This is a genomic window from Isoptericola sp. NPDC055881 (assembly GCF_053615895.1).
In genome coordinates, this window is sequence record NZ_JBSHCR010000010.1 from 85,061 (window position 1) to 95,885 (window position 10,825).

The window sequence follows — 10,825 nt, forward strand, 5'->3', positions numbered from 1 at the left end:
GTCACCGGCTCATGGCACCCTCGGGCCCATGACAGGCACCCGGGCGTTCGTCGGCGCGTCCACCCTCGACGGCTCCGGCCTCGCACTGGCCCTCGCCCCCGGGCTCGCCCCCGGCGGGCCGGAGACGTCGCCGTCGTTCTTCCACGGCTTCGCGACCCACCCGCAGGTGCTCGCCCGATCCCTCGTGACGCTCGCGGACGTGACCGCCACGCGGTACTTCCAGCACACTCCGTCCACGCAGCGCGACCCGGTGCTCACCGCGCACGGCGACCGGCTTCGCGCGGAGGTCTTCTCCGCCTGCAACGGGGTCTACGCGCGCCTGGACCTCCTCGGCGACGGGCTCGACGGCGGCGAGATCGGCTCCGGCACCACCAACGTGGACCTCGGTCCCGCCACGCGGCGCGCCCTGACCGGCGTGGGCCGGGCGGAGCTGCTGCACCTCGACGTCGGGGTCGACGGGCTCCGGGTGGCCACCCCCGGCGTGCAGGTGGTCGAGCGCCCGGTGGAGATGCCGCCGCGCTGGGTGCGGGCCCTCGGCAACGCCGCCGAGCTGCACCACGGACTGGTCCCCGTGCTGCGGCTCGACGGCGCCGCGGCACGCTCGTTCGTGGCCTCCCTCCCGGCGGCGACGTCGACCGCGCGCTCGGGCTGGCTCACGGCCGCGCCCTCCGGAGCCCGGCTCGCGCCACGCCGCTCGGCGGGGTCGGTGCACGTCAGCGGACTGCACCGTCTCGCCGCGCTCAAGCGGCTCCTGGTGCACGTGCGCGGCGTGACCGTCTACGGCCCGGCCGACGGCGGCGAGGGCCCGGCGCTGGTGGAGGTCGCGCTGCCCGGGGCGCGGGTCAGCGTGGGCCTGACCGCCGAGGCATGGCGCGGGCACTCCGGGGAGGGCTCCCTGCTCGAGGGCCTCGCCGCCCCCGAGGCCTCCGGCGACGCCGACCTGGTGGTCGCCCTCCTCGCGTTCGAGCCCGTCGTCGACGTCGCACGCCTGGCCCGCGACGCGGCGCTCGACGAGCCCCGTGCCCGGGCTGCGCTCGCCGTGCTCGCCGCTCAGGGCCGGGTGGGGTGGGACGCGCACGACGCCGCCTGGTTCCATCGCGAGCTGCCCCACGACCCGGACCGCCCCGAGCGCGACAACCCGCGCCTGCGGGCCGCCCGCGTCCTCGCGGCGAGCGGCGGCGCGCGACCCGACAGCGACGGCTTCCTCGTACGGGGAAGCGGAGGCGACCACCGCGTCCGTCTCGCTCCCGGCGGCGCCGGCCCGGACACCTGCACGTGCACCTGGTCCCTGCGGCACGGCGGTGACAGAGGCCCGTGCCAGCATGTGCTCGCGGCCCGCCTGAGCGCGGCCGCGCCGCCGGCCGAGCGCCGGTCCGACGACGAGAGGATCCCGCGCCCGTGAGCTCCGTGCCGCCCGTGGACACCGCCCTGGCCACCCCCGCTCTCGCCCGCGCGGTCGAGATCTTCCGGGAGCTCGGCTGGGACGGCGCCGACCCGCAGGACGCCCTGACGCTGCCGCTCGGAACGCCGCAGCAGCGCCGCGCGGCGCTCGCCGGCCTGCGCCGCGGCCCCTGGCTCCACCACGTCGTTCCGGACGTCCCGGTCACCCTGGGGGGTCTGCACGACCTGGACGACGGCGCCTGGGGCTGGGCCGCTGCCACGGACGTCGACCTCGGGCTCCTCACCCTGTTCGCCGTCCGGCAGGGCGTGGACGCCGCGCGGGCGGTCCGGCTCCTGACGGAAGCCGAGGGTCTGCCGGACAACCTCGTGGCTCGGGTGGTGGCCACTCGCGGGGCGGACTTCGCGGCCCGCTTCGTCGAGCGCGCAGGAACCTCGTCCTGGGGCGAGTTCTCGACGACGACGCTCGGCGGCGTCGTCGTGCTGCTCGTGCACCGGCTCTGCCTCGACGTGCCGGACGACCCCGAGTATCTCCGCGACTGGGCTGCCTACGCCGCCGCGACGCTCCCGGGGGCCCCGGAGGAATGGCCGGGACACCGGCGGCCCCTCCCCGCGGACCTGCTGCGGCCGCGGTACGCGGAGCACGCCCGGGCCGCGGTGGCCGCCGGGCTGCCGTCGACCGGCGCGTTCGGCAATACCTGCGCCGCGGCCGTCGACGCCGGCTGGATCGCTCGGGACGAGGCGGTCGACCTCGCCTTCCAGGCCCTGGACGCCGCGACCCGACCCGGCGACCGCAAGGCGTGGGCCGTCGTCCTGACGGCGCCCGGTACCGCGCGTACCCCGGGGCTCGCCGCGACGCCGGACGAGATCCTGGCGCGGGCGGATCTGCTGGTCGGCGTGCTGGCCACCGGGGAGGCGCCGCTGGTCGAGGCGTTCGCGCCCACCCTCGTCGAGGGCGCCGACCCCGCGACGCTCGCCGACGTCCTCCTCGTGTCGCTGGCGGTCGCCACGAAGAAGGCGCAGCGCACCGTCCTCGCGGCTGCCGCCCGGCGGGCGGCGGCCGACGGCGGTGCGGGGGCCGAGGTCGTCGACCTCGTCGGGGACCGGGTCGCGGAGCTCGCCGCGGGCCGCGACCCCGCGGTGGCGCGGGCCGCGCGCGCCGTGCTGGACGCGTGGGACGTCCCCGGCGGGACGGGTCCCGTGGAGGCCACTGCAGAGGCCTCCGCACCGGGCGCGGGCCGCTGGCGGCCCACCCCGCACGTCTGGGAGGTGCCGCGCTTCGAGCCGCTCGAGGCCACAGGTTCCGAGCTCACCGCGGCGGCGGCCGCGCTCCTGCGCCAGCCCGAGGGTGCGTACGACCTCGCTCTCGAGACCTTCCTCGACCTGGCCGTCCGGGTCGCCCGCCGCGACCCGGACGAGGCGCGCACCGCCCTGCGCGGCGTGGAGCCGTCGTGGCAGGCGGGCCTCGCCCCGGTGCACGCGTGGGTCCGCGGCGAACGCCCTGAGCACGCACCCCGAGCACTCGACGTGCTCGACGCGATCGACGTGATCGACGAGCTGCGCACGCTCCGCGAGATCCACGATCTCCACGACCTCCGTGACCTCCATGACCTCCATGACGCCGTCGCCGACCTCGACGACCACGACGGACCCACCGGAGTCCTCGGCCGCACGGGAATCGTCAGCCGCACCGGAGTCTTCGGCCCCGTCGGGACCGTCGGTCCGGGGCGGGTGCTGGACGTGCTGCGCGCCCGCGACCGCGGCGTCTTCGCCCGTCTGGGCGAGGTGCCGGTCCTGCTGTCGACCCCGTCTCACGTCGACCTGACCGTCGACCCGGAGGACCTGGCGGACCGCCTCGAGAGATATGCGGCCGCGGACGCGCCGGCGCTCGAGGCGGACCTCCTGCTGGCGCTGACCCGGCTCGACACCGCCGCCACCACGCCCGCGGTCCTCGACCGGCTGCGCGTCGCCGAGGTCCCGGTCGTCGGGCAGGACGGGGACGCGCTGCCGTTCGTGGCGGGCCCGGCCGCGGCGGCGTACGCCACCGACCCCGTCGTCGAGCCCCCGCTCGTACGGGAGGAGCGCTGGGAGTGCTGGCGCGCCGGCGAGATCGTTCTCCCGCGATCCCTGCGCCGCTTCCCCCGCCGCCTCGACACCCGCGGCTATACGGGCCCAGACACCGGTGCGGTGTTCCCCGCCTGGAGCGACGCCGCGGCGGAGATCCTCGCCCACAGCAACGCCCCCGCCCTCGGCGTCGCGCTGCGGCAGGCCGCGCGCCGGGCGACGCCGTTCGGGCCGGCGAGCGCCATCGCCCTGCTGGGCTCCCAGCGCCGTGTCCACGACCGCGCGGCCGAGGACGCCTCCGCCGCGGTGCTCGAGGCGTGGGACCGTGGCCTACTGCGGCCGGGCGTCGCGGACGCGTCGCTGCTGGACCTACGGACCACGCCCCGCGCCCTCGCGGCGTTCGCGGCGGCGACGCTCCGCCTCGCCGACGAGGGGCTCGCGTCGGTGGTCTGGCCCGTGCTCGACGACCTCCTCGCCATCTCCCTCAGCAAGACCCGGCTGCTGGCGGGGACCGCGGAGCTGGCCGAGGCGATGCTCGCGATCGCTCCCGACGCTGCCGCCGCCGTCGTGAGCGGCGTCGCGGGACCCGAGGTCCTCGCCGTGCGCGGGCTGCGGGCGCTCGCCGCACGGCCGGGCTCCTCGCGGGCCGTCGTCGCCGCGCGCGAGGCCGCCGCCCTGCTCCCGCCGGCGCCCGGGGACGCCGCCGGCGCGTCCCCCGCACCGGCAGCGGCGCCCGCGCCCGCGAACGCCCCCGCGGACTTCGACGCCGTCTGGCCTGCGGACCTCGCGACCCTCCCCGCCCTCGACGACGGGGTGGCCATCGCGGCCTCGTGGCAGGACCCGGACGCCCCCACGAAGCTGCTGGCGCTCGACCTGCGGCTCCCTGCCGACCCCGGCCGCGTCTACCGGGTCGTCAAGGTGTGGTCGTACGACCTGGAGAGCGAGGGCCAGTGCGCCGCCGTCGTGCGCGCCGAGGGCGAGGAACCCGGCGCCCGTGACCACTACCGCTCCGAACCCGGCACCGAGGCGTGGCTGGCCTGGGACCCGGAGGCCGGCCGGCTGCGCGCGCACGAGCACCGCAACCGCACCGAGGGCACGGGCGGGCCGCTGCGGATGCCGCCCGGCGGGATCCCGCCGCTCAGCACGGCCCTGCACGCCGTCGCGCTGTCCATGCTGTGCCACGACGGGGACGCAGGGGTCGCCGGGGAGCACGTCGTGCGCGACCTGATCGAGCGCGGGGGCATCGGCTGGGCCGGGACGCGGCTCGCCGCCCGCGCCCTCGTGACCCAGCCCACGGCGAGCCCCGCGCGCATGGTCCGGCTGGTGGAGCGACGTCTGGGCACGCTGCCGGCCCTGTGGCCAGTGCTCACCGAGGCGGTCGCCGCGGCGGGCGCGACCGACGGGCCGCTGCCTCGCTGGCTCCCCCGCGTGCTCGACGTCGCCGCCGCCTCGCTGCCCTACCTCGCGGAGGCCTCGCGTCGCGGCCTGGTCCCCGCCGACGCGGCGGCGTTCCCCGGGCTGGAGGCGATCGCCGCGCGAGCGGGCCGTGCCGTCGGGCCTGCCAAGGCCCGCGCCCTGCTGGCGGCGGTCGAGGCGCAGGGCCTCACGCGCGCCGCGTCGTGAGGAGGAACGCCGGCAGGTGCCGCTCGTCGTCGGCCGGTCGCGCCACGATCTCCGCGTCCGCGACCTCGGTGGACGACCAGTCGGACGCCGTGAACGCGCTGCGCAGCTCGTCCACGGTGGTGCCCCAGCCGAGGCCGGCGTGCACGGACATCGCGAGAAGGGCGACGAGGGCGTCCGGCGGGCAGACCGCCGCCAAGCCCGCCACGTAGGCGGCGCGGCCGTCCTCGTCGAGCGTGTGCAGCAGCCCGGAGTCCAGGACGGTGCGCGGCCGCAGGTCCAGCCGGTCGAGGTGGCGGGCGTCCGCCACCTGGAAGCGCACGTCGCCGGGCGGCTCGAGGATCGCCTCGGCTGCTCGCTCCCGGGCGCGCGAGATCGCGCGCGGCGCACCGTCCACCCCGACGACCTGGTGCCCGGCCCGTGCGAGAGCGAGCGCCAGGACGCCTGTGCCGCAGCCGGCATCGAGGACCGGGTCGGCGAGCACGGACCGGCGCACGAGCGCGAGCAGCGCCGGCTGCGGCCTCCCGATCTCCCACGGCGGCGGGACGTCCCCTGCGTACAGCGCGTCGAAGTCGCGTCCAGGGCGGTCCGGGGGACGGCTCATGGTCCACCTCCTGGACCCAGTGTGCGCGGGGGGCGCGCGCTCGCGCGCTACCCCGCGACGGCGAACGGCAGCGCGGCAGCGGCCGCACCGAGCGCCAGCACCACGGTGTCGGCCCGTGACCACGGTGCCGGCTCGGCCCACGTCCGCGCCTCGGCTCGTGCGAAGCCGCGCGCGTCCATGGCGACGGACATGGTCGTCGCGTCGCGCAGGGTCGCTGCGAGGACGGCGAACGTCACGGAGGCCGCGTGCCGGCCACGGTCGACCGGTCCTCGCCCCGGGCCCACGCCGCGCGACCGCCGCGCACGGGACGCCTGCTCCCAGACGACGCCCAGCCGATCGAACCGCTGGAGCGCGGCCGTGACCCCGACGACGAACCGCGCGGGCAGGCGCAGCCGCTGGCCGAGCTGGTCGGCCAGACCGCTGGGGTCGACCAGCGGGGCGAGGGCCACCCCGGGCAGGGCGAGCACGGCGATCCGCAGCCCCGCGACGGCCGCGTCGTGCGGGTCGTGGCCGCCCAGCAGCCACGTCGACCACGCCACCGACGACGCCGCCACGACGACCGCGAGATAGCGCCCGGCCGGGCCGGAGCGCCGCGGCAGGCCGAGGACGCCGAACGCCACGCACGCGCCGAGCGCCACCCCGGCGGACGCCAGGTCGCGCACCCCGAACGACGCGACCAGGCCCAGCAGCCCCAGCACGACGAGGACGAGCGCGTTCACGCGCCCCAGCACGCCGCTCATGCCGGCTCCCGCACGTGTCGGAGGTCGCCGGGCGAGCGGGTCGCCCCCGCCAGGGACACGCGACCTTCGGCGAGCGAGACGAGGTGGCTGTCGTGGGTGCTCGCCACCACGGTGGCTCCGCCCCGCGCGGCCGCGGCGGCCCACCCGGCCACGGCGGCCCACGTGTGCCGGTCCTGCCCCACGGTGGGCTCGTCGAGCAGCACCAGCGGCGGCCGGTGCGCGAGGGCGGCGGCGAGCGCCAGACGCCGCTGCTCGCCTCCCGACAGACGGAACGGGTGGGCGTCGGCGAGGTGGTCGAGTCGCAGGAGGGCAAGCACGGCGTCGACGTCCACGTCCACGCCCAGCCGCCGACCGGTGAGCGCCACCTCGTCGCGCACGCGCAGCGCGAGGAGCCCGTGCTCGGGGTGCTGCGGCACCCATCCGCACTGCCGCGCGAGGTCGCGCGACCGTGCGCCGTGCCCGGGCGTCCCCGTAACGCGTCCCCGCGCGGGCCGTAGGTGCCCGGCCAGCGTCGCGACGAGGGTGGACTTCCCCGCCCCGGACGGCCCGGTGACGGCGGTGAGCCGGCGGGCGGGCAGGTGCGCGTCCACCCCCTCCAGGGCGCGGGTGACGGCGCGTCCCCGCAGCCCGCGCACGGTGAGGTCCACGCCCAGCTCCTCGACGCGGACGTCCGGGCCCGGCGTGCCGGGGGCCACCAGCGGCGCCGGCACGGGCAGCGGAGCGGGGGCCGCCACCGCCGGGAGCCAGACGCCGGCGTCCGTGAGCGCGGCCCGGAGCGCACTCTCCGGGCCGCGCCGCGGGGCGCACAGGGCGCCGGGCGCGGCCTCGTGGGTGACGACGCCGCCTGGGCCGAGCACGACCACCCGGTCCAGGTGCTCGAGCCACGGGCCGACGTGATGGTCGACCACCACCAGGGACGTGTCGGACCCTGCGAGGGCGTCGAGGACCGCCGACCGCAGCTCCGCCGCGGCGTCGGGGTCCAGCATCGCCGTCGGCTCGTCGAGGAGCAGCAGGTCCGGGGCGCAGGCCAGCGCCCCGGCGAGGGCGAGCCGCTGCAGCTCCCCGCCCGACAGCGCCGCGGTCGGTCGGTCCAGGGGGTGTCGCAGGCCGACGCGGTCCAACGACCTGCGGACCCGCCGCCGGATCTCGTCCCGGGGCAGCCCGGCGCTCTCCGGCCCGAACGCGACGTCGCGACCGACCCGCTCCGCCACGACGGCGGCGCCCGGGTCCTGCAGCACGAGGCCGACGACGCCGTCCACGTGCGACGAGCCCGACAGGTCTCCGGGCAGCGGGTCGCCCAGCGCGCCCGCCAGGGCGTGCAGCACGGTCGACTTGCCGGCTCCGCTGGGTCCGACCAGACCGACCCGCTCCCCGACCCCGATCGTCAGGTCGAGCCGGTCGAGCACCGGCCTCGGTCTCCCCGTGGGCCGCCAGGTCAGCCCCTCCAGCCGCGCGCGCGGCCGTCCGTCCGGGCGCACCACGCGTCAGGACCGCGCGGCGCGGCCGGGGAGCGCGGCGGCGTCGGCGAGGTCTCGGCCCGGGCCGAAGGCGTCGAGGACGCCCGCCCTGGCGAGGCCGCGCACGAGGGCCGCTCCGCCGACGCCCGCGAGCAGCGCGCCCGAGAGGGCGAAGCATGCGAGGTAGGCGAGGCGGAAGCCCCACTGCCACTCGGGGTAGTAGACGAACCATTCGTAGACGGCGCCGCACGCGCCTGCGGCCGCCCCTGCCAGGGCGGCGACCACCGTGCCGAACCGCCGGTACAGGAACAGGGCGAGCACCAGCTCGACGCCGATGCCCTGCACCACTCCCGAGACGATCGCGGAGAAGCCCCACCCTGCGCCGAGGAGCGCCTCGACGCAGGCGGCCACGACCTCGGTGAGCACCGCGGCGCCCGGCCGGCGGACGATCAGCCCGCCGAGGACGCCGCCGAGCAGCCAACCACCGCCCAGCAGACCCGTGGCCGGCGGGAAGACCACGACCAGGCCGGTGGAGAGCAGGTGGTAGAGCTGGGTCCAGCCCCAGAAGACGACCCCGACCGCGACGCCGAGCGTCGCCATCGTGACCAGGTCGACGGTGCGGAACCGCAGGGCCGTACGAGCCGCCCCGGGGGCGGGCGGACGGATCATGGGCGCGGACATTCCAGGTAACTCCCTTCGCCGGTGCTAACCGGAGCAGGTTCCAAGGGTCTGCGGCTCGAGCCCGCACTCTCAGCGCCCCTTCGACGGCGCTCCCCTGTCATGGGTGTCTTCAGATGTGGCGGCCGACGACGCGGCCGCAGGTCAGCCTAGGCGACCGCTCCCGGGGCGCAAGGGCGTCCCACGCGCTGAACCCGGGGGTCGGGGCCAGTGAGGACCCAGAAAATGCGAGAAGGCCCGGAACCTGAGGTTCCGGGCCTTCTCGTCGGGGTGGAGCTGAGGGGACTCGAACCCCTGACCCCCTGCATGCCATGCAGGTGCGCTACCAGCTGCGCCACAGCCCCGAGAACCGACTCTCGCGACCGCGAACGGTCAGGCGATTCGTCTGATTCGGTGCGTTCCTCCGGGCTTGCGCCCCTCGGAACGTCGATATCTTAGGCAGACTTCGGGCCAGGTTCCAAATTCCAGTCCGGGCCCGCCTGCCACTGGTCCAGCGGATACCCCGCGCCCACGTTGTGCGCGACGAGCCGCCACGCCGGGACGGCCCCCTCCCCTGCCCGGTGCAGGTGCGACCAGTGCACGTTGTGCATGCCCGCCAGCCCACGCCACGTGGTGGGGTCCAGGCCGAGCAGCGCGGTGACCGCCAGGGAGATGGCGGCGCCGTGGGAGACCACCACCAGGGTCGCGTCGTCGTCGAGCTCCGCCGCGTGCTGGGCGACCACCTCGGTCATCCGTGCCGCGACCTCGGCCTTCGTCTCCGCGCCCGCGCCGGCCGGCTCGGCACCACGGCGCCAGGCCGCGTACTCCTCGGGCCAGCGCGCGGAGATGTCCGCGCCCGTCAGCCCCTCCCACTCGCCGAAGCCTCGTTCGCGCAGCCGCTCGTCCGTCTGCACGGGAGCTCCGCCGAGCGCCTCGGCGTAGGCGGCCGCCGTCTCGCGCGCCCGGCCCAGGTCGGAGGACACGATGCGCGTCGCCCGGTGCGACGAGGCGAGGGCAGAGCCGCCCTCCGCCGCCTGCCACCGGCCGACGTCGTCGAGCGGGATGTCGATCTGTCCCTGCAGCCGCAGGGTGGCGTTGTACGCGGTGCGCGCGTGACGGAGCAGGACGACGGTGCCCGCGGTCACCGCTCGTCGCCCGCGAGACGGATGGTGCCGTCGCCCGCGCCGTCCCCGTACTCGGCAGCCGCCGCCGCACCGTCGCCGCCGCGCGCGTCCTCCGGCAGGTCGATCGCCGGGCAGTCCTTCCAGAGCCGCTCCAGCGCGTAGTACACGCGGTCCTCGGCGTGCTGCACGTGCACCACGACGTCGCCGAAGTCCAGCAGCACCCAGCGCGCCTGCGCCTTGCCCTCGCGACGGATCGGCTTCGCCCCGGCGCGGATCATCGCCTCCTCGACCGCGTCCACGATCGCCGAGACCTGGCGCTCGTTCGTGCCGGACGCGATGAGGAAGACGTCCGTGAGGACGAGCTGCTCGCTCACGTCGAGCGCGATGATCTCCTGCGCCTTGCGGTCCGAGGCGGCCCGAGCGGCGGCGATCGCCAGCTCGACGGCGCGGGGGGTGGCGGTCATGCGGCGGCTCCGGGGTGGGATGTGGTGAGCGAGAGGGTGGCCGCGGGCGCGGCCGAGTCCGTGCTGAAGCTCTTGTCGTCCGGACCGGCCAGCAGCAGCTTCCAGACCAGCAGACCGAGCACGAAGGCGACCACGACGAGCACGATGTAGTGCAGCCAGGTGTACGACGCCTCCGGCTCGTCCCAGTCCTCCTCGTCGTCCTCCTCGACCTGGGGGGCGGCCGAGCGCGCGCGGACGGGCTGCTCGGACGCGACGAGGGCGTCGAACGGTGACGCGGCCGTGCGCTCGGGGCCGGACGGGGTCGGGGACCCGCGCGCGGGCCGGGACGGCTGCACCGCGGCGGGACGGTCCGCCGGAGGGGTCGACGGCGTCGCCCAGGGCAGCGGCGGCGCCGCGGCGGCGGGCGGCGCGCTCGCGGGAGCGGAGGGCGCGGCCGCACGCGCCGACGGGGCGGACGTGGGGGCCGAGGTCGTGCCGAACGGCGAGTCGGTGCCGCTGGCGGCGAACGGCGAGCGTCGCACGGGGCCGTCGGGGCGCGGGGCGACCGAGGCGGGCGGCGTCGCCGCGGGCGGCGCCGAGCTCGCCGGCGACGACAGGGGCGGCAGCGTCATCCCGGTCGCGGCCGGACCGTACGAGGGCGCCCCGGGCGAACCGAAGTCGCGGCGGGACGAGGTGCGGGTGGGGGGCGCCGCCGGGC

At 77.4% G+C, this 10,825-nt stretch carries 8 protein-coding genes, 1 tRNA gene, 1 pseudogene and 1 riboswitch; of the genes and pseudogenes, 2 read left to right on the forward strand and 8 right to left on the reverse strand.

Translation table 11 applies throughout. The features are described from left to right. Positions 1-28 precede the first annotated feature (28 nt). Together ACWGKI_RS05315 and ACWGKI_RS05320 are read left to right on the forward strand one after the other, a co-directional pair. Positions 29-1,402, forward strand: coding sequence for an SWIM zinc finger family protein (locus ACWGKI_RS05315; protein ID WP_452185257.1), 1,374 nt, complete (start codon positions 29-31; stop codon positions 1,400-1,402). After that, complete coding sequence (locus ACWGKI_RS05320; RefSeq protein ID WP_452185259.1) at positions 1,399-5,085, forward strand: DUF7824 domain-containing protein; 3,687 nt, start codon at positions 1,399-1,401, stop codon at positions 5,083-5,085. The genes ACWGKI_RS05315 and ACWGKI_RS05320 overlap by 4 nt, the downstream gene beginning before the upstream one ends. On the opposite strand, the gene ACWGKI_RS05325 is transcribed toward ACWGKI_RS05320, so the two are convergent. The 8 genes and pseudogenes from ACWGKI_RS05325 to ACWGKI_RS05360 all read right to left on the reverse strand — a co-directional run. Next, on the reverse strand, positions 5,066-5,686 hold the full coding sequence (locus ACWGKI_RS05325; RefSeq protein ID WP_380242778.1) for a class I SAM-dependent methyltransferase: 621 nt from the start codon (positions 5,684-5,686) through the stop codon (positions 5,066-5,068). The genes ACWGKI_RS05320 and ACWGKI_RS05325 overlap by 20 nt on opposite strands. Positions 5,687-5,733: 47 nt before the next feature. Continuing rightward, positions 5,734-6,426 carry an energy-coupling factor transporter transmembrane component T family protein gene (locus ACWGKI_RS05330; protein WP_380242780.1) on the reverse strand — a complete coding sequence of 231 codons (693 nt, stop codon included), beginning with the start codon at positions 6,424-6,426 and terminating at the stop codon, positions 5,734-5,736. Further along, positions 6,423-7,832: an ATP-binding cassette domain-containing protein gene (locus ACWGKI_RS05335; protein WP_452185261.1), complete on the reverse strand. Its 1,410-nt coding sequence runs from the start codon at positions 7,830-7,832 to the stop codon at positions 6,423-6,425. The genes ACWGKI_RS05330 and ACWGKI_RS05335 overlap by 4 nt, the downstream gene beginning before the upstream one ends. 78 nt (positions 7,833-7,910) lie before the next feature. Beyond that, positions 7,911-8,552: an ECF transporter S component gene (locus tag ACWGKI_RS05340; protein ID WP_380245639.1), complete on the reverse strand. Its 642-nt coding sequence runs from the start codon at positions 8,550-8,552 to the stop codon at positions 7,911-7,913. A gap of 5 nt (positions 8,553-8,557) precedes the next feature. Beyond that, positions 8,558-8,670, reverse strand: a riboswitch (TPP riboswitch). Between the two features lie 162 nt (positions 8,671-8,832). Further along, positions 8,833-8,905, reverse strand: a tRNA-Ala gene (locus ACWGKI_RS05345). Positions 8,906-8,995: 90 nt separating this feature from the next. After that, positions 8,996-9,685 carry a histidine phosphatase family protein gene (locus tag ACWGKI_RS05350; RefSeq protein ID WP_380244953.1) on the reverse strand — a complete coding sequence of 230 codons (690 nt, stop codon included), beginning with the start codon at positions 9,683-9,685 and terminating at the stop codon, positions 8,996-8,998. Next, on the reverse strand, positions 9,682-10,128 hold the full coding sequence (rsfS, locus tag ACWGKI_RS05355) for a ribosome silencing factor (protein ID WP_452185263.1): 447 nt from the start codon (positions 10,126-10,128) through the stop codon (positions 9,682-9,684). Before rsfS ends, ACWGKI_RS05350 begins: the two co-directional genes overlap by 4 nt. Beyond that, positions 10,125-10,825 (reverse strand): annotated as a pseudogene (locus ACWGKI_RS05360) (hypothetical protein); the annotation flags it as partial. The pseudogene ACWGKI_RS05360 and the gene rsfS, both read right to left, overlap by 4 nt.

Coding starts and splice junctions, on each gene's coding strand:
- ACWGKI_RS05325 (WP_380242778.1), bottom strand. CDS start 5,686: ATGAGCCGTCCCCCGGACCGCCCTGGACGCGACTTCGACGCGCTGTAC.
- ACWGKI_RS05315 (WP_452185257.1), top strand. CDS start 29: ATGACAGGCACCCGGGCGTTCGTCGGCGCGTCCACCCTCGACGGCTCC.
- rsfS (WP_452185263.1), bottom strand. CDS start 10,128: ATGACCGCCACCCCCCGCGCCGTCGAGCTGGCGATCGCCGCCGCTCGG.
- ACWGKI_RS05330 (WP_380242780.1), bottom strand. CDS start 6,426: ATGAGCGGCGTGCTGGGGCGCGTGAACGCGCTCGTCCTCGTCGTGCTG.
- ACWGKI_RS05340 (WP_380245639.1), bottom strand. CDS start 8,552: ATGATCCGTCCGCCCGCCCCCGGGGCGGCTCGTACGGCCCTGCGGTTC.